Source organism: Agromyces larvae, from assembly GCF_022811705.1.
Taxonomy (GTDB): Bacteria; Actinomycetota; Actinomycetes; order Actinomycetales; family Microbacteriaceae; genus Agromyces; species Agromyces larvae.
In genome coordinates this window covers 2,864,349-2,882,080 of sequence record NZ_CP094528.1, presented here as the reverse complement: position 1 = coordinate 2,882,080, position 17,732 = coordinate 2,864,349, and the positions used below count along the sequence as shown (strand labels likewise).

The window sequence follows — 17,732 nt, the reverse complement described above, 5'->3', positions numbered from 1 at the left end:
ACAGGTGCCGATCGGCGGCAACGTCGAATCGGTCGAGGTGCACACCCTCGACGGCGTCACCGCCGACCGCATCTACGCCACCAGCGGAGCCACCGACGAGCTGCTCGTCTTCACCCGCCCGACCGTGAACGGCAGCGGCGACCAGACCGTCGACGAGGGCGCCCCGGCCGAGTTCTCCGTCGTCGTCGACGACTTCTGGCAGCAGGTGCAGTGGCAGATCAGCAGCGACGGCGGCACCACCTGGGACGACGTGCCCGATGCATCGAGCGAATCGCTCACCGTGCCCGGAGCGCTCGCCGACTCGGGCAACCTCTACCGGGTCGTGGCCACGAGCGCGCTCTTCGACCCGGTGATCGGCGAACCCATGCTGCTCACCGTCATCCCGACGCCGACGCCGCCGCCGACGCCGACGCCCGGAGTGCTGCCGGCGACCGGCGTCGACGCCGCGGGCGCCGGGTGGGGCATCGGGGCCGGCGCGCTCGCCGCAGTCGGTGCGCTGCTCGTCGTCGGCGCGGCACGCCGCCGGCGCGCCTGAGGTCGAATCCGCTCGAGTGTTCCCCGTCGAACGGCGCGTGCATAGACTCGGCTCGTGCCCCTGTGCATCGGGGCCCAGTGGGGAGACGTCATGCCGCTCGGTCGGAGGATCGCCGCCGCTCTCGCGACGGCGACCATGGTGGGCGCGGCGCTGCTGCTGCCGTCGCCTGCGTTCGCCGAGAGCTCGACCGTCACCGTCGGCGACTTTCCCCGACCCGTGGCGATCTCGTCGGACGGCACTCGCGGCTACGCGGCGATCGCGGTAGCCGGTGGTGGTCCCGGGCGACTCGTCGAGTTCGACACCGCCACCGACCAGGTGCTGCGCGAGACGGCGATCCAGAACGAGCCGCTCAGCCTGGTGTTCTCGCCCGACGAGACCCGCGCCTACGTCACCGGCGAGGTGTCCGGCCTCATCGACGTGATCGACCTCGAGTCGCTGACGACCGTCGCGACGTGGACGGTGCCGCCGGTGGCCCCGGGAGACAACGGGCGCGCGCAGTTCCTCGCGGTCGGTCCCGACGGCGCCCTCTACGCGTCCGTGCGCAATCAGGCGCGCGTCGTGCGGCTCGACCCCGTCTCGGGGGAGGTCGAGGTCAGCTTCAACACCGGATCCCTCCCGGCGGGCATCGCCGTGGGCGGGGGCTACCTGTACGTGGCGGTGAGCGTCGGCCAGACCGTCAGCCGTTTCGACCTGGCCGCCCCGACGACGGTCTCCACCATCGACGTGCCCACCGCTCCCGCGACCTACTACCTCGCGCTCTCGCCCGACGGGTCGCAGCTGTGGGTCAGCGGGTACACGTCGACCATCGTGGCGCGGGTCGACACGGCGGACTTCACCACCAGATTCACCGTGAACCTCGGCGCCAGGGTCGCCGGCGGCGTGGTCGCCGCCGACGGTGCGCGCATCTACGTCCCGCTCGAGAACGCCAACGCGGTCGCGGTGCTCGACACCGCCGACGGATCCGAGCTCGGCCGGGTTGCGGTCGGCGCCGACCCGCGGTTCATCGCATTCGTGCCCGGCACCCAGTGGGCCTGGGTCAGCAACGTGCTGGGGGCGAGCCTGTCGCTGATCGGGCCACCGATCCCGCAGGCCCCGACGGATGTCGCGGCCGTCGAAGGCGAGCCGGTCAGCTTCTCCGCGGCGGCTCGCGCGACCGCAGACGGTTTCCGATGGCAGCGGAGCGACGACGGCGGGGCGACCTGGGTCGACGTTCCCGGCGGCACGGATGCCACGTTGTCGTTCGTCGCGACGCTCGCCGACGACGGCGCTCTGTTCCGGTTCGTCGCGTCGACGGAGCTGTTCGGGTCGGCCGAGTCCGAGTCGGCACTGCTCACCGTCAGCCCGGCACCGGTGCCGCCCGCGCCATGCCCCGGCGCGCAGGCCTGCCCGCTCCCGGCGACCGGTGTCGACGTCGCTCCCCTGGCTGCCGCCGTCGGAGGGATGCTCCTCGCCGGCGGCCTGCTGATCGCCGCGACGCGCCGGAGGGGCATCCGATCGCGCGCTCGCCGCTGAGCGGGCCTCACCACCCCACTTCGCCGACCAGTTCGCCGAACAGCTGCTCGGGGTCGCACTCGAGTCGCTGACGGCTGAACCACGTGCAGACGTTCACGCAGTCGCGGTGCATGAGGTCGAACCCGCTCGGGTTCGCCACGACGTCGATCACCTGCGGCAGGTCGATCGCCACCACGCGGCCGCGGTCGACGAGGAGGTTGTACGGCGAGAGGTCGCCGTGGGTCAGGCCCGCCCTCGCCAGGGTCCGCATGAACGTCACGACCTGCTGGAAGAGTTCGCGCAGCTCCGAGGCATCCGCTCTGATCTGCGCGAGCCGGGGCGCGGCGACGCGGCCGTCGCCGATGAACTCCATGAGCACTTCGGTCTCGTGCACCTGCACCGGGTAGGGTACGGCGGCGCCGAGCTCGGTGAGCCGGCAGAGTGCCGCGAACTCGGCCAGCGCCCACTGCACGCGGGCGACCTCGCGGCCGAAGGCGGTGCCGGTCTTCACGGCACGTGCGTCGCGGCTGCGGCGGGTGCCGCGACCCTCGGTGTAGACGGCCGAGCGGTGGAAGTCGGAGTGCTCGCTGCCGCGGTAGCGCTTCGCGGCGAGCAGGGTCGCCTGCCCGGTCGAGCCGGGCGCGCCCGAGTCGACGCCGGGCACGGCGCGCTCGATGAGGAAGAGGTCGGCCTCCTTGCCGCTCTTCACGACGCCGAGTTCGGTGTCGATCGCCGCGGCCGAGGTCACGACCCAGTCGGGGCGCGGCAGCGGGCCGCGCTCGGACGGCGTGGTCGCCGGCCACGTCGACCAGCGCTGGTGTTCGTCGGGTTCGACGGTCGAGAAGACGAGGGCGGATGCATCGAAGGATGCTGCGTCGAACGACGCGGTGGAACCGGTGGATGTCACGGTGGTGTCTCCGGATCTGGAGGCCACCGGGTGGGTTCGGTTAGGCGGCGACCTCGGAAGGAAGGGTGTCTGCGATGCGCGCGACGGTGACGGCGTGCATGGTTCGCTCCTTCCTCTGATCAGGGCGCGGATGCCACGGGCGAATGTCCGCGGGCGAGCCTACGCGCCCGTCGCGCGCGTGTCCAGGGTCGGCGAGGCGGCGGTTCGGGATTGTGATTTGATGGTTCTCTCAAACCGTGAAACCGGGAGCCGCCATGTTCGTCGACCCGACCCGCCCGCTCTACGAGGTGAAGGCCGGCCTGTTCAAAGGGCTCGCGCACCCGATCCGCATCCGCATCCTCGAAGTGCTCTCCTCGGCTGCGGAGGTGCCCGTCGCCTCCCTGCTCGAACAGACCTCGCTCGAGGCATCCCACCTCTCGCAGCACCTGGCCGTGCTGCGGCGCAACCGGCTCGTCGAGTCCGAACGGCGCGGAAGCCTCGTCTACTACCGGCTCGCGTACCCCGAGGTGGCCGACCTGCTCCGGGTCGCCCGGGTGCTGCTCGGCGAGATCCTCGGCACGACCGAGCAGCAGCTCGTCGCGCAGCGCGAACTGCCCGAAATCCCGCGGGCCGACGCATGGGCCGAGGCGCGCGGATGAGCGGCACCGCGGCACGCCTGCGCGGGCTGCTGCCGTCGACCGGCGACTACCGCGGACTCGGGCGCACCTGGCGCCTCGATCTCGTCGCCGGGGTGACGGTCGGCATCGTCGCGCTGCCGCTCGCACTCGCGTTCGGGGTGACCTCGGGCGCCGGCGCCGAAGCCGGGCTCGTCACCGCGATCGTCGCCGGGTTCGTCGCCGCCGTGTTCGGCGGGTCGAACGTGCAGGTGTCGGGGCCGACGGGGGCCATGGTCGTCGTGCTCGCGCCCATCATCGCCACCCACGGCGTCGGAGTGCTCGCCGTCGTGTGCGTGCTCGCCGGCGTCGTCGTGGCCGCCGCCGGCGCGCTGCGCCTCGGACGCGCCGTGACGTACATCCCGTGGCCGGTGATCGAGGGGTTCACCCTCGGCATCGCGGTCATCATCTTCCTGCAGCAGGTTCCGGCTGCGCTCGGCACCGCGGCCGGGCCCAGCCCGAACGCGTTCGTCGCCGCCCTCGAATCGCTGCCGACCGCGGCCTGGCCCGAGATCGGCTGGACGCTCGGGATCGTCGGCGTCGTGGCGGCCGTCATGCTGCTCGGGCCGCGGTGGATCCACCCGAGGTTCCCCGGCTCGATCGTCGCGATCATCGTCGTCAGCGTGCTGGCAGCCCTCGCGCACCTGCCCGTCGACACGATCGGCGAGCTTCCGGCCGGGCTGCCCGCGCCGGCCCTGCCGAGCTTCGACTGGGCGCAGCTGCCCGGCCTCGCCGGCCCGATCCTCGCCGTCGCCGCGCTCGCCGCGATCGAGTCGCTGCTCTCGGCGCGGGTCGCGGCATCCATCTCCGACACCGGCCCCTACGACGCCGACCGCGAGCTCGTCGGCCAGGGCCTCGCGTCGATCGCGGCCGGACTGTTCGGCGGGATGCCGGCGACCGGGGCGATCGCCCGAACCGCGGTCAACGTCAGGGCGGGCGCCCGCACCCGACTCGCGGCCGTCGTGCACGCGGTGCTGCTGCTCGGGGTCGTCTCGTTCGGGGCATCCATCGTCGGAACCATCCCGCTCGCGGCGCTCGCCGGCGTGCTCATGGTGACCGCGACCCGCATGATCTCGATCGCGACCGTGCGCAGCGTGGTGGGCTCGACCCGGTCCGACGCGATCGTGTTCGTCGTGACCGCCGTGATCACCGTGAGCTTCGACCTGATCTACGCGGTGCTCATCGGGGTCGCTGCCGCGGCGTTCTTCGCGCTCCGGGCCCTCGCGGACTCGGCCGGGGTGCACCGCGAGGAGCTGCCCGGCCCGGCCGAGCCGGGCGATGAGCGCATCGCGCTGTTCCGGCTCGAGGGTGCGCTGTTCTTCGGCGCGGCCGAGCGGGTGCTCGAGCGGGTGGGCGACATCCGCGACATCGAGGTCGTCATCATCCGGATGTCGCAACTGCAGATCCTCGACGCCACCGGCGCCCAGGTCATCACCGAGCTCATCACCCAGCTCGAACGTCGCGGCGTGACCGTGCTCGTGAAGGGGATCCGCAGTCATCACCTGCGCCTCGCCGAACGCGTCGGCGTGGTGCGGTCGCTGCGGCACCAGAACCACCTGTTCGACGAGCTGCCGGCCGCCGTCGAACACGCGCGCAGCCACGTGCGTCGCGCCGCCGAGGCCCGGGGCACGTAGCCGCGTCGGGCGGCGCGCGGCGGCGCGGAGCCGCGTCGCGGAGCCGCGTCGCGGCCGCTCAGGCGAGCGAGCCGAGCCCGACCCCGAGCAGGGCGAGCGCGACGCCCGCCGCCAGCACGCCGAACCCGTACCCGATCGCCGCGCGCCAGCGACGGTCGCGTGCGAGCCGCACGGTCTCGACGCTCGCGGTGCTGAACGTCGTGTACCCGCCGAGCAGGCCCGTGCCGAGCAGCATCACCCAGTCCGCGCCGATGCGGTGCTGCGCCAGCCCGACGAGCACCCCGAGGGCGAACGATCCGGTCAGGTTGATGAGCGCCGTCCCCCACGGCAGGCCGCCGCCGAACCGGGCGCGCACCAGCCCGTCGACCACGAACCGCAGGGCCGCGCCGACGCCGCCGGCCGCGGCGGTGCCGAGGAAGACGAGCCATCCGCTCATCGCGCGCCTCCGGTCTCGCGATGCGCGGCCCGCGCGAGCAGGATGCCGCCCAGGCTCGCCGCGCCGCCGAGCACGACGGTGCCGAGCGCGTACCCGGCCGCGATCAGCGTTTCGCCGGCGAGGAGCAGTCGGGCGGTGTCGGTCGAGAACGCGCTGTAGGTCGTGAATCCGCCCAGCACCCCGGTGCCGACGAACAGTCGGATGCTCCGCCGCACGCCCTCGTCGGGCCCGCGCAGCACGAGGGCTTCGAGCAGCACGCCGAGCACGAACGCGCCGATCAGGTTCACGGTGAACGTCGTCACCGGGAAGACGGCGCCGGGCAGCGCCGCGGTGACCGCGATGCCGAGCCCGGCGCGCGCCGCCGTGCCGATCGCGCCGCCGAGCGCGACCAGCCCGATCAGCCGCCACTGGAGGTGCGGCGGACGGTTCCCGAGGCTCACGACGCCGAATCCCAGGGTGCGACGTCGTCGAATCCGACCGGGGCGAGCGGCACCACGAGCACCGGTCGATGCTGGCGATGCGCGAGGTGCGCGGCGACCGAGCCGCTGAAGAACTCCCGCAGGGTGCCGCGCACGCCGGGTTCGCGCGTGCCCACCACGATCATCGCGGCGTCGAGGGTGTCGGCCAGGTGCGCGAGCGCACGGGTCGGATCGCCGGCGAGGCCGCGGTGCTCCCAGCGGAGACCGGTCGGATCGAGCAGGGCATGCAGGCGTTCGACCAGGTCGGCGGCCTCGCGGTCGCCGCTGCGCTCGAGATCGCCGGCGTCGGGGTCGACCTCGAGCGAGCGCACGCTGCCGTCGGGATGCTCCTCGACGACGTAGTGGCCCGGGTCCACGGTCGCGCACACGAGTCGGGCGCCCAGGGCTCCGGCGAGAGCGGCCGCGTGCTGCACGACCGCATCGGGCTGGTGCGGCGTGACGCCGACGACGATGGTCGGGAAGGTCTCGGGCACGGGTCTCCTATCTCGGGCGCGGTTGATCACGAGACAGGGACTGTTGTCGACCGGAGTCGAGGTTGGGTGCGGCGAGCCCCACCGCCGCAGCGCCGGAGCGCTGCGCCCAGTTTCGCACACTCCCTGCGTTCCCTTCCCTTCCCCTCGTCCCCCACCCTCTGTTCCCCGGACCGTGGTGGTGCGAATCGACCTTGTTCCAGGGAGAGGGAGCGGGCACCCGGGGGAACGGGAAGGGCGAGGGGAAGGGAGGAAAGGGGTGCGGCGGATCACGCGAGGCTGATCGGCGCGAACCCCTCGTCGTCGAGTGTGCCGGCCGGCGCGGCGAGGGCGACGTATCGGTTGCGCACGCTGAGGGCCGAGGCATCCGGGTTCACGTTCAGGTACTCGGCCACCACGCGGTACTCGGCCAGGCGCCCGTCGGGGACGCGGCTCTCGCGTACTGCGGTGCCGGCGACGAGGGCGGCCGCGAGCGCCGTCCAGTACACCCCGATGCCGCGGAACGATCGGGCGGGTCGCTGCGGCTCGGCATCGGTGAGCAGGATGTCGCGGGTCGTGTTCGCGCACGCGATCGCGAGTCGACGCCCCAGTTCGGAGTACTCGGCGAAGCCGTCGGCGAGTTGGTCGTACCGGTGCCACCCGGCCGCGCGGACGACGCTGCGCAGTTCGCGGCCCGAGCCCGTGACGGCGCCGAACGGCACGTCGAGCGCGGCGGTGATGAGCTGGTCGAGCGTGCGCGAGTCGCCGTCGTACTGGATGAACCGGCCGATGTACCCGCGCTCGCCGCCGCCGTCGGCCCGCGAGGGCGGGGCGACCCGCGCCTCCTCGACCTGCCGGCGGATCTGATCGAGGTTGTCGTCGGCCTGCTCGAGCAGCGCCGCCGAGAGCGCGAACAGCCGGTCGACCTCGCGGGGGAGCTGCCGCGCCGACTTGTAGCGCAGGTCGTGCTCGAGCTCCGACCAGGTGTCGCTCAGCGCGGTGCGCAGCTGCACCTCGACCTGCGGAGCATCCGAGGCATCCGCCGCACCATCCGCACCGACCGTCCTGAGCGCCCCCGTGGCGACGCGCTCCTGACCCTCCTCGGGGACGCGGCCCACGAACTGCACCGAGCGGTACCCGAATGCGTCGATCGGCAGCATCTCGGACTTGTCGACCCACGAGTCGTCGTCGACGATGAGCGCCTCGCGCACCACCTGCTCCATCGCGGGCAGGTCGCCCTCGAAGTGCGCGATCACGCGGACGCCGAGGAGGTCGCGCACCTCGCGATCGGGCGCGCGCCGCACTTTGCGCTCGAAGGAGTCGCGCGACTTCACGCGTGCCGTCACGTGGAAGTACTTGAAGCCGGCCGCCTCGAGCCGCCGGGCGAAGTCGGCCTCGATGCGGCTGCGCAGCTTGCGGTACCGCTTCAGCTCGCGGTCGTACCGGGCGAGCTCGGCGGCGATGAGCTGGCCGTCCTGCTCACGCGTGTCCACATGGGCAGGCTAATGCTCGCCGCAGACACCGTCGTGGTGCCACAGGGAATACCGCGCACATCCCGAGAGTTGAGTCAGATGCGCTCAAGTTTCGCGATCTCGACTTGACACGTTCGAGTCGCTGCGTGACACTTGAGCCGTTGAGACTCAAGTCTCAACGTCACCGACTTTCGGCCGCGGGCGGGCACCGCCGGGCCACCAGTCCGGAAAGGGCCCGGCACGGGGCATCCGTGCGGTTCCTTCCCGGGCGAGAAGGAGAAACACACATGTCACGTGCAGTTGGAATCGACCTCGGCACGACCAACTCGGTCGTCAGCGTCCTCGAGGGCGGTGAGCCCGTCGTCATCGCGAACGCCGAGGGCTTCCGCACGACCCCGTCGGTCGTCGCGTTCACGAAGGACGGCGAGGTGCTCGTCGGCGAGACCGCCAAGCGCCAGGCTGTCACGAACGTCGACCGCACCATCTCGTCGGTCAAGCGCCACATGGGCACCGACTGGAAGACGCAGGAGATCGACGGCAAGCAGTACACCCCGCAGGAGATCTCGGCCCGCATCCTGCAGAAGCTCAAGCGCGACGCCGAGCAGTACCTCGGCGACACCGTCACCGACGCGGTCATCACCGTGCCGGCGTACTTCAACGACGCCGAGCGCCAGGCCACGAAGGAGGCCGGCGAGATCGCGGGCCTGAACGTGCTGCGCATCATCAACGAGCCCACCGCCGCCGCGCTCGCCTACGGCCTCGACAAGGGCAAGGAGGACGAGCTGATCCTCGTCTTCGACCTGGGCGGCGGCACGTTCGACGTGTCCCTGCTCGAGGTCGGCAAGGACGACGACTTCTCGACCATCCAGGTGCGCGCCACCTCGGGCGACAACCGCCTCGGCGGCGACGACTGGGACCAGCGCATCGTCGACCACCTGATCAAGCGCTTCAAGGAGTCGACCGGCGTCGACGTCTCGAAGGACAAGATCGCCCTGCAGCGCCTCAAGGAGGCCGCCGAGCAGGCCAAGAAGGAGCTGTCGAGCTCGACCAGCACCAGCATCCAGCTGCCCTACCTCTCCCTCACCGAGAACGGCCCGGCGAACCTCGACGAGACGCTCACCCGCGCCCAGTTCGAGAACATGACGAGCGACCTGCTCGACCGCACGAAGAAGCCCTTCGAGGACGTCATGCGCGAGGCCGGCGTGAAGATCAGCGACATCGCCCACGTGGTGCTCGTCGGCGGATCGACCCGCATGCCCGCCGTCGCCGAACTCATCAAGAAGGAGACCGGCAAGGAGCCCAACAAGGGCGTCAACCCCGATGAGGTCGTCGCCGTGGGCGCCGCCCTGCAGGCCGGTGTCCTGAAGGGCGAGCGCAAGGACGTGCTGCTCATCGACGTCACCCCGCTGAGCCTCGGCATCGAGACCAAGGGCGGCATCATGACCAAGCTCATCGAGCGCAACACGGCCATTCCGACCAAGCGCAGCGAGACCTTCACGACCGCCGACGACAACCAGCCGTCGGTCGCGATCCAGGTCTTCCAGGGCGAGCGCGAGTTCACCCGCGACAACAAGCCGCTGGGCACCTTCGAGCTCACCGGCATCGCCCCGGCGCCGCGCGGCATCCCGCAGATCGAGGTCACCTTCGACATCGACGCGAACGGCATCGTGCACGTGTCCGCGAAGGACAAGGGCACCGGCAAGGAGCAGTCGATGACCATCACCGGCGGCTCGTCGCTGCCGAAGGACGACATCGACCGCATGGTGCGCGAGGCCGAGGAGCACGCCGCCGAAGACAAGAAGCGCCGCGAGTCCGCCGAGCAGCGCAACTCCGCCGAGCAGCTCGCCTACTCGGTCGAGAAGCTGATCAAGGACAACGACGACAAGCTGCCCGCCGACGTGAAGACCGAGGTGCAGGGCGACGTCGACGCGCTGAAGTCGGCGCTCGCCGGCGACGACGACGACGCGGTGAAGACCGCGTTCGAGAAGCTCTCGCAGTCGCAGACCAAGCTCGGCGAGGCGATCTACGCGCAGGGCCAGGCGGCGGATGCTACGGCCGGCGAGGACGCCTCGGCGACCGGCGCCGCGGGCGGCGAGTCCAGCGACGAGGACGTGGTCGACGCCGAAGTCGTCGACGACGAAGACGAGAAGAAGTAACCATGGCTTCCGAGGAAGACCGGAACCACGAGGAGCCGATCATCCGCGACAAGCGGAAGATCGACCCCGAGACCGGTGCGGTTCGGCAGCCCGTCGGCGCCCCTGAGCCCCCTGAGCCTGTCGAAGGGGAAACCCCCGCTTCGACGGGCTCAGCGAGCGAGCCCCCTGAGCCTGTCGAAGGGGAGACCCCCGCTTCGACGAGCTCGGCGAGCGAGCACGAGCTCACCGTCGACGACATCCTGAACGCGGCGCAGGCCGAGGTGCAGGACCCGACCGACGAGCACCTGGCCGACCTGAAGCGGGTGACCGCCGAGTACGCCAACTACCGTCGGCGCACCGAGCAGAACCGCGAGCTCGAGCGCGAGCGCGCGGTCGGCGCGGCGGTCGCGGTGCTGCTGCCGGTGCTCGACGACCTCGACCGGGCCGAGAAGCACGGCGACCTCGAGGGCGACACCCCGTTCGCGACGATCGCCGCGAAGCTGCGCGCCGCGACCGAGAAGCTCGGGCTCGAGCGCTTCGGCGAGGCGGGCGAGGCGTTCGACCCGCAGAAGCACGAGGCGATCTTCCAGCAGCCCTCGCCCGACGTGGAGGCCGACACGGTCGCCGACGTCGTCGAGGCGGGCTACACGCTCGGCAGCGTCCAGCTGCGCCCGGCGAAGGTCGTGGTGCACACCCCGGCGTCCTGACGGACGCCACCCGCGCCGAGTGTTTCCGTTCGCGCCGAGCGTTTCCGCACCAGCGGAAACCAAGGGCGCGAACGGAAACGCTCGGCGGCACGACAGACTGAACAGCAGAGAGAGGAGGCGCCCGTGGCCAGTCAGGATTGGTTCGACAAGGACTTCTACCAGGTGCTCGGCGTCTCCAAGGACGCGAGCGACGCCGACATCAAGAAGGCGTACCGCAAGCTCGCGCGCAAGTACCATCCCGACCAGAACCCGGGCGACGCCGCGGCCGAGGCGAAGTTCAAGGAGATCAGCGAGGCGAACTCGGTGCTCTCCGACCCCGAGGAGCGCAAGGAGTACGACGCGATCCGGGCGATGGGCTCGGGGGCGCGGTTCACTGCGCCGGGCGGGGCGGGCGCCGGCGGCTTCGAGGACGTGTTCGGCGGCATGTTCGGCCAGGGCGGCGGTGGCCAGCGCTTCACCTTCCAGCAGGGTGCGGGCGGCGACTACGACGACCTGCTCGGCGGGCTCTTCGGCGGCGGCCGGTTCGGCCAGTCGACGGGCGGCTACCGCGGCTTCGGCGGGCCGACGCCCGGTCGGGACGTCACGGCCACGACCACGCTCGACTTCATCACCGCGACCCGCGGCGACCAGGTGACCCTGCAGACCGCCGAGGGCAAGCCGGTGACGGTGAACATCCCTGCGGGCGTCGCCGACGGGCAGAAGATCCGCCTGCGCGGCAAGGGCCACCCGTCGCCCGACGGCGGTGCGACCGGCGACATGATCCTCACCGTGAACGTGCGCAAGCATCCGGTGTTCGAACGCGACGGACTCAACCTGCGGGTCACCGTACCGGTGACCTTCGAGGAGGCCGCGCTCGGCGCGACGATCCAGGTGCCCACCCTCGGCGGCGACCCCGTGAAGCTGAAGGTGGCGCCCGGCACCCCGAGCGGCCGGGTGCTGCGGGTGAAGGGCCGCGGCGTTGCGACGAAGAAGGGCACGGGCGACCTGCTCGCCGTCGTGCAGGTGGCGGTGCCGTCGCACCTCTCGAAGGAGGCCGAGGAGCGGCTGCGCGAGTTCGCGGCCCTGCTGCCCGACGAGAACCCGCGCGACGACCTCCTCGCCCGCGCGAAGGGGTAGTCGATGGACGAGACGAGCCCGATCTTCGTGATCTCGGTCGCGGCCGAGCTCGCCGGGATGCATCCGCAGACCCTGCGCCAGTACGACCGCCTCGGCCTCGTCTCGCCGAGTCGCACCGCCGGCAAGTCGCGCCGGTACTCGATGCGCGACGTCGTGCAGTTGCGCGAGATCGCCCAGCTGTCGAGCGAGGGTGTGAGCCTCGAGGGCATCCGCCGCGTGCTCGGCCTCGAAGACGAGGTGACCGCGCTGCGCGCCCGGGTGCGCGAACTCGAGGCGATGCTCGCCGACGAGATGCTGAACCGCCCCGGCCGCCGCGTGTTCGCCGCCGGGTCGGCCGGCGACATCGTCACCATCAAGGCGGGCACGCGAGTGCGCCGCGAGAACGCCCTCGTCGTCTGGCGGCCGCTCGACCGGTAGCCGATCGGGGTCGTCGGCGTCCGCGCCGGGTCACCGGGTGATGCGGCCGCGGTGCGAGGCCGCCGCGGATCAGGGCGTGAGGCCCAGCTGATCCGCCTCGGCGCTCAGCACGCGGTTCGTGAGCGCCACCCAGCGCGCGCGCTCCGCGTCGGTCAGCACCGCGAGCAACTGCTGCACATCGAGCTCGAACGACGCGGTTGCCGCGTCGATCAGGGTGCGCCCGGACCCTTCCAGTCGCACTCGCACCGCGCGGCCGTCGCGCTCGTGCCGGGTGCGGCTCACCAGCCCGCGCCGCTCCGCACGGATGACCAGCCCGCTGACGCTGGACTTGTCGACGCCGAGCAGGACGGTGAGTTCGTTGATCGTCGGCTCCCGGTCGCGCAGGATGCCCAGCAGGCGCAGCTGCTGCACCGAGAGACCCTCGCCGACCTCTGCAGCGCGTGCCTCCAGGCGCGCGTTCGTCAGGAATGCCAGCCGCGCCAGGGCGTCGGCGGCCGATCGCGCGCCCTCGTCTTCCACGATCTCAGTCTAGCAATAGTACGTAGTACGTACTATAGTAGTGCGTGCCACGTACTAACTAGGAGATCACATGACGCACATCAACGCCGCACTCGTCGAGTCGTTCGGCGAACCGCCGCGCTATCGCTCCATCCCCGCGCCGCAGGCCGACGCGCGACGCGAGGTGGCGGAAGTGCTCGCGGTCGGCATCCACCCCGTCACGCGGGGCGTCGCCTCGGGTCGCCACTACGCGAGTTCGGGGGCGCTGCCGGTGGTGCCCGGCATCGACGGCGTCGTCCGCCGGGCCGACGGCTCGCTCGCCTACGTCGGCGGCCTCGGCGGCGGCGGCACCATGGCCGAGCGCATCCTCATCGATCCGCGATCGGCCATCCCGGTGCCCTCCGGGGCGGACCCCGCGACCGTCGCCGCCTCCATGAACCCCGCGATGTCGTCGTGGGTCGCGCTTCGCGGACGCGTCCCGTTCCGGGCGGGCCAGTCGGTGCTCGTGATCGGCGCCACCGGTGCCGCAGGGTCGATCGCGGTGAAGACGGCGCGCCACCTCGGCGCCGGGCGGGTCGTCGCCGCCGGTCGCAACCGGCAGCGCCTCGAACAGCTCGCCGCAGACGGCGCCGACGCCATCGTCGAGCTGTCACCCGACGACGACGCGACCGCTGCGGCGTTCGCAGCGGCGGCGGCCGAGGTCGACGTCGTCCTCGACTACGTCTGGGGTGCGCCGACCGAGCTCGCGATGCGCGCCATCCTCGGTGCCCGAACCGATCACGCGCGCCTGCTCGACTGGGTGCACATCGGCAGCACCGCGGGGCCCACGATCACGCTCGATGGCTCCGGCCTGCGCTCGAACGCGCTCCGGATCAGCGGAAGCGGGTTCGGCTCCATCGACCTGCGGCAGGCAGGGCTGCCCGAGCTCGTCGCCGCGGTCGCGTCCGGTGCGCTGACCGTGCGGCCGCGGCCGGTACCGCTCGAGACCATCGAGCAGGCCTGGGGCCACGAGGATGCCCCGGGCGAACGCACGGTCGTCATCCCGACGTCAGCGTGACCGCTCGCGGCGACGCGCTCGCGCGCGGCCGGGCCGATACGGCAGGGTGGTTGCAGCCGATGAGAGGGCCCGACACATGACCGACCAGACTCCGCAGCCCCTGCCGCCCGACCAGCCCGATCCCCGAACCGGATACCCGCAGCCCGGGTATGCGCAGCCCGGCTCCCCGCAGCCTGCGTACCCGCAGCCCGGCTCCCCGCAGCAGCCTGCGTACCCGCAGCCCGGGTACCCGCAGCCCGCATACCCGCAGCAGTGGGCGCCGGTTCCGGCACCGGCGCCCCGGCCGCCGCTCGAGCCGCGCAGCCGCACGGGGGCGCTGGTCGGCGGCGGCGTCGGGCTCACCCTCGTGACCTGGGGGTTGGGGCTTGCGGCATTCGGGGCGATCTTCGGCATCGTCGCCCTCATTCTCGCCGCCGTGGCCGGTGCCGTGCGGGCCGGCGACGACGGCGACAACGCGTTCACGCGGTTCATCGACGCCGTGCCCATGTGGCTCGTCATCGCCGTGATCGCCGGTGCCGTGGTGGTCGGCGCCGCGCTCGTGGTCGGAGGCGTCCTCGGCCAGCGTGCCATCCTGCGACGTCACGGCGTGCACCGGCCGACCGCGGTCACCTGGAGCAGCCTCGGCATCGGCGTGGTCGCGAACGGCACGATCGGGGGCGTGCTCAGCGCGCCGGCGTCCATCCTGCCGGGCGTGTGGTCCAGGTCGTCCGATTCCGCGCCGGGCGTGCTGCTCCTCATCGGCGCGAGCGTCGTGGGCGTCGCAGTGACGGCCGCGATCGGCGCGTTCGCGTCGTGGTGGATGGCGCACGCGTTCCGCTCAGCGCAGCCCGCTGCGTCGGCCGCCGCCGCGCCCGCCGCGCCCGCCGCGACGACTCCCGATCAGCCGGGGCGCCCCACCGCCGGTTGACGAGCGCGCTCGGCGCTCAGCGGCCCCAGGCCGATGCCGGCGCTTCGACGGCCTCGACAGGGCGGGTCGACCAGTGCGTGCCGTTGCCGTAGTGGCTGCCGGCCCACGGCGACGCCCAGATCGCGGCGGCCGTGGCATCCGCATCGTCGCCCGCTTCGAGGGCCGCCTCGATCGCGTCGTAGAACGAGTACCGGCGCAGGCTGTCGGCGGCGTAGTACGCGCCGGTGACGAGCGTGTCGTAGCTGCCGAGGCCCGATCCGCCGCCCGATCCGTTGCCGTTGTTCAGGGGGTTGTTGCGGTTCCACCAGTTGTCGACGCCGTTCTCCTGGCGCATCCAGCGCAGGATGACGGTGACGTTCGCATCGGTCACGGGGAACGCGCCGTCGACGAGCACGAGTTCGGCCCAGTCGTGATTGGTGCCGCCCTCGATGAGGGTCTCGGGCCCCGTCGAGGCGACGTACGAGTCCTCGGAGACCCCGGGCACGGCGGCCGCGGCATCGACCGAGACCCGCTGCAGGCGGTCGTGCGAGCCCGAGCCGGCCGCGGCGGCGGGATCGGCGAGCAGGGCCGGCGCGGTGGGCGCGATCGCGAGGGTGGCGAGCATGCCGCCGACCGCGAACGTGGCGAGCAGCGCACCGAACCGGCGCACCGCGCGGGGACGAGCGACGGGCGTCGCGACCGATGTCGACGCGACGCGGCGGCCCCCCGGCTGGCTTCGGCGTGTTTCCCGCATGCTCGACCGAGGGTAGCAAACACCGGCTGAAGCCTCACCGTGACCCTCGAGTGAGGGTAACCTGCCCGGGTGGAACTCAGCGACCTCCGCCGGCGCCCCGATGTCAGCGCGCCCGGCCTCGAGGCTTCCGACGCGGCCGACCGGCTCATCCTCGATGAGGCGAGACCGTTCGTCGATGCGCTCGTCGCCGAGGTCGGCTCCGACGCCGCGGGCGCTGCGCTCGTCACGATCGGCGACACGCACGGGGCGCTCACGCTCGGGGTCGCTGCGGCCAACGGACTGCGGGGCATCCGTGCGCATCAGGACGCCCTGCTCGGCGAGCGGGCGATCCTCGAGAACGCGCGCCGGCTCGGGTACGCCGAGGCGGTGCGGATGCTTCCGGCCGAGGCCGAGCTCGTCGAGGGCGCCCGGGTCGTGCTGCTGCGGTTGCCGCGCTCGCTGGATGCGCTCGACGAGGTGGGGGCGCTGATCGCCGAGCACGCCGCCGATGACGTGGTCGTCATCGCGGGCGGGCGGCTCAAGCACATGAGTCCCGCGATGAACCACGTGCTGCTGCGCCATTTCGGGCGGGTCGACGTCAGCCACGCCCGGCAGAAATCGCGGGTCCTCGTCGTGCGCGAACCGCATCCGTCAGGCATCGGGGGCTCCGCCGGGCCGGATGCCGCGTGGCCGCGTCGCGCTCACGACGACGAGCTGGGGATCGAGATCGTCTCGCACGGCGGGGCGTTCGCCGGCACCTCGGTCGACATCGGCACCCGGTTCCTGATCGGCGAGCTGCCCGTCGCGATCGGCGGCGAGCTGCCCGAGCGGGCCATCGACCTGGCCTGCGGCACCGGTGTGGTGGCGGTCGCGCTCGCCCGCCTGCTCCCGGCCGCGCAGATCGAGGCGTACGACCAGTCGGCCGTCGCCGTCGACTCGGCCAGAGCGACGGCCGCGGCGAACGGCGTCGCCGAGCGCATCCTGGTCGAGCGCGCCGACGGGCTCGAACTGGTCGGCGACGGCGACGCCGACCTCGTCGTCCTGAACCCGCCGTTCCACTCGGGCGGCGCCCTGACCACGGCGCTCGCCGAACGGCTGTTCGCCGATGCGGGGCGCGCGCTGCGTCCCGGCGGCCGGCTCGTGGCGGTCTGGAACTCGCACCTGAAATACCGCCCGGCGCTGCAGCGGCTCGTGGGCCCGACCCGGCAGATCGCCCGGAATCCGAAGTTCACGGTCACCGTCTCGACGCGCCCCTGAGGGCGCTCGCGGGCGGGGATGCATCCATCGGGGGATCGTGTCAGGCTTGGAGGATGACCGACATCCTCGAGCGCCACGACCTCGACGTCGCGACCATCGCGACCGTCGATCGGCCGTGGAACGTCGTCGTGTGGGACGACCCGGTCAACCTCATGACGTACGTCACCTACGTGTTCCAGACCTACTTCGGGTTCGCGCGCGAGCAGGCCGAGCGGTTGATGCTGCGCGTGCACACCGAGGGGCGCGCCGTGGTCGCGTCGGGCAACCGCGAAGCGATGGAACGGCATGTCGTCGCGATGCACGGCTACGGGCTGCAGGCCACGGTCATGAGGGCCGACGCATGATCGTCGCCGGCCGCGAGGGGGGCGACGGAGTCCGCCTGGTGCTCGAGGCCGAGGAGGCGATGCTGCTGTCCGAGCTCGCCGACCAGGTCGACTCGGTGCTGCTGCTCGGCACCGAGGACGACCCCGCGCTCGGGCGGTTGTTCCCCAACGCGTACCCCGATGACGCGTCGGCGTCCCGCGACTACACGCGCTACACCCGTGAGAGCCTCGTCGACGGCAAGCGTCAGGCGGCGCAGTCGGTGCGCGACGCGACGGCCGCACCGGGCGATCGCGGGCTCGTCGAGATCGAACTCGACCAGTCGCAGGCGTGGGGGTGGCTGACGTTCCTCACCGACCTCAGGCTGATCCTCGCCGAACGGGTCGGCGTCGTCGAGGAGGGCAGCGACGACGCCGACGAGTCGCGCGACGACTACCTGCGGGCGGCCTACGAGTGGGCGGGGTTCGTGCAGGGATCGATGCTCGAAGTGCTCGACCCGATGCCCTGACCGGTGGGAGGCTGGTGCCGAGCGGCAGGGGGCCGCGAGGG

The 17,732-nt window shown here is 72.2% G+C and carries 20 protein-coding genes; 13 read left to right on the top strand and 7 right to left on the bottom strand.

All coding sequences use genetic code 11. The annotated features are described in order from the left end of the window. Positions 1-37: 37 nt before the first annotated feature. Positions 38-535 (top strand): DUF8696 domain-containing protein, encoded by a 498-nt coding sequence (locus MTO99_RS13870; protein ID WP_243554226.1) that lies wholly within the window; start codon positions 38-40, stop codon positions 533-535. A gap of 54 nt (positions 536-589) precedes the next feature. Continuing rightward, the gene (locus MTO99_RS13865; RefSeq protein ID WP_243554225.1) at positions 590-2,047 is read left to right on the top strand and encodes a Vgb family protein; all 1,458 of its coding nucleotides are present in this window, start codon (positions 590-592) and stop codon (positions 2,045-2,047) included. A gap of 7 nt (positions 2,048-2,054) precedes the next feature. Here MTO99_RS13865 and MTO99_RS13860 read toward each other — a convergent pair whose 3' ends face one another. Further along, the gene (locus tag MTO99_RS13860; RefSeq protein ID WP_243554224.1) at positions 2,055-2,933 is read right to left on the bottom strand and encodes a serine protein kinase RIO; all 879 of its coding nucleotides are present in this window, start codon (positions 2,931-2,933) and stop codon (positions 2,055-2,057) included. A gap of 254 nt (positions 2,934-3,187) precedes the next feature. Here MTO99_RS13860 and MTO99_RS13855 point away from each other — a divergent pair, with 254 nt between their 5' ends. Together MTO99_RS13855 and MTO99_RS13850 are read left to right on the top strand one after the other, a co-directional pair. After that, entirely contained in the window at positions 3,188-3,571 is a 384-nt protein-coding gene (locus MTO99_RS13855) for an ArsR/SmtB family transcription factor (RefSeq protein WP_243559107.1), read from the top strand. Next, complete coding sequence (locus MTO99_RS13850; RefSeq protein WP_243554223.1) at positions 3,568-5,220, top strand: SulP family inorganic anion transporter; 1,653 nt, start codon at positions 3,568-3,570, stop codon at positions 5,218-5,220. The genes MTO99_RS13855 and MTO99_RS13850 overlap by 4 nt, the downstream gene beginning before the upstream one ends. Positions 5,221-5,278: 58 nt before the next feature. On the opposite strand, the gene MTO99_RS13845 is transcribed toward MTO99_RS13850, so the two are convergent. From MTO99_RS13845 to MTO99_RS13830, 4 genes are all read right to left on the bottom strand, one after another. Continuing rightward, positions 5,279-5,656 (bottom strand): fluoride efflux transporter FluC, encoded by a 378-nt coding sequence (locus MTO99_RS13845; protein ID WP_243554222.1) that lies wholly within the window; start codon positions 5,654-5,656, stop codon positions 5,279-5,281. After that, positions 5,653-6,096, bottom strand: a complete 444-nt coding sequence (locus MTO99_RS13840) for a fluoride efflux transporter FluC (protein WP_243554221.1) — start codon at positions 6,094-6,096, stop codon at positions 5,653-5,655. Before MTO99_RS13840 ends, MTO99_RS13845 begins: the two co-directional genes overlap by 4 nt. Continuing rightward, entirely contained in the window at positions 6,093-6,608 is a 516-nt protein-coding gene (locus MTO99_RS13835; protein ID WP_243554220.1) for a universal stress protein, read from the bottom strand. The genes MTO99_RS13840 and MTO99_RS13835 overlap by 4 nt, the downstream gene beginning before the upstream one ends. A gap of 266 nt (positions 6,609-6,874) precedes the next feature. Further along, positions 6,875-8,077 (bottom strand): GTP pyrophosphokinase, encoded by a 1,203-nt coding sequence (locus MTO99_RS13830; RefSeq protein ID WP_243554219.1) that lies wholly within the window; start codon positions 8,075-8,077, stop codon positions 6,875-6,877. Between the two features lie 266 nt (positions 8,078-8,343). Between MTO99_RS13830 and dnaK the strand changes: the two genes are divergently transcribed. The 4 genes from dnaK (at position 8,344) to MTO99_RS13810 (ending at position 12,431) form a co-directional block, all read left to right on the top strand. Beyond that, positions 8,344-10,212, top strand: coding sequence for a molecular chaperone DnaK (gene dnaK / locus MTO99_RS13825; protein ID WP_243554218.1), 1,869 nt, complete (start codon positions 8,344-8,346; stop codon positions 10,210-10,212). Positions 10,213-10,214: 2 nt separating this feature from the next. Beyond that, on the top strand, positions 10,215-10,898 hold the full coding sequence (locus tag MTO99_RS13820) for a nucleotide exchange factor GrpE (protein WP_243554217.1): 684 nt from the start codon (positions 10,215-10,217) through the stop codon (positions 10,896-10,898). A gap of 123 nt (positions 10,899-11,021) precedes the next feature. Further along, positions 11,022-12,014: a DnaJ C-terminal domain-containing protein gene (locus MTO99_RS13815; protein WP_243554216.1), complete on the top strand. Its 993-nt coding sequence runs from the start codon at positions 11,022-11,024 to the stop codon at positions 12,012-12,014. Positions 12,015-12,017: 3 nt separating this feature from the next. Beyond that, the gene (locus MTO99_RS13810) at positions 12,018-12,431 is read left to right on the top strand and encodes a heat shock protein transcriptional repressor HspR (RefSeq protein WP_243554215.1); all 414 of its coding nucleotides are present in this window, start codon (positions 12,018-12,020) and stop codon (positions 12,429-12,431) included. A gap of 69 nt (positions 12,432-12,500) precedes the next feature. Here MTO99_RS13810 and MTO99_RS13805 read toward each other — a convergent pair whose 3' ends face one another. Beyond that, entirely contained in the window at positions 12,501-12,950 is a 450-nt protein-coding gene (locus MTO99_RS13805; protein ID WP_243554214.1) for a MarR family winged helix-turn-helix transcriptional regulator, read from the bottom strand. Between the two features lie 70 nt (positions 12,951-13,020). Between MTO99_RS13805 and MTO99_RS13800 the strand changes: the two genes are divergently transcribed. Together MTO99_RS13800 and MTO99_RS19090 are read left to right on the top strand one after the other, a co-directional pair. Continuing rightward, on the top strand, positions 13,021-13,986 hold the full coding sequence (locus MTO99_RS13800; RefSeq protein ID WP_243554213.1) for a quinone oxidoreductase family protein: 966 nt from the start codon (positions 13,021-13,023) through the stop codon (positions 13,984-13,986). 76 nt (positions 13,987-14,062) lie between these two features. Then, positions 14,063-14,893 (top strand): hypothetical protein, encoded by an 831-nt coding sequence (locus tag MTO99_RS19090; protein WP_290428388.1) that lies wholly within the window; start codon positions 14,063-14,065, stop codon positions 14,891-14,893. A gap of 16 nt (positions 14,894-14,909) precedes the next feature. On the opposite strand, the gene MTO99_RS13790 is transcribed toward MTO99_RS19090, so the two are convergent. Next, positions 14,910-15,626, bottom strand: a complete 717-nt coding sequence (locus tag MTO99_RS13790) for a hypothetical protein (RefSeq protein WP_243554212.1) — start codon at positions 15,624-15,626, stop codon at positions 14,910-14,912. Between the two features lie 69 nt (positions 15,627-15,695). Here MTO99_RS13790 and MTO99_RS13785 point away from each other — a divergent pair, with 69 nt between their 5' ends. From MTO99_RS13785 to MTO99_RS13775, 3 genes are read left to right on the top strand one after another with little or no spacing between them, the layout of a single operon-like run. Continuing rightward, a complete protein-coding gene (locus MTO99_RS13785; protein ID WP_243554211.1) occupies positions 15,696-16,862 on the top strand; it encodes a class I SAM-dependent methyltransferase in 1,167 nt (388 codons plus the stop codon). A 53-nt stretch (positions 16,863-16,915) separates the two neighbouring features. Beyond that, positions 16,916-17,206, top strand: a complete 291-nt coding sequence (gene clpS / locus MTO99_RS13780; RefSeq protein ID WP_243554210.1) for an ATP-dependent Clp protease adapter ClpS — start codon at positions 16,916-16,918, stop codon at positions 17,204-17,206. Next, entirely contained in the window at positions 17,203-17,691 is a 489-nt protein-coding gene (locus tag MTO99_RS13775) for a DUF2017 family protein (RefSeq protein WP_243554209.1), read from the top strand. Before clpS ends, MTO99_RS13775 begins: the two co-directional genes overlap by 4 nt. The last annotated feature ends 41 nt before the right edge of the window (positions 17,692-17,732 follow it).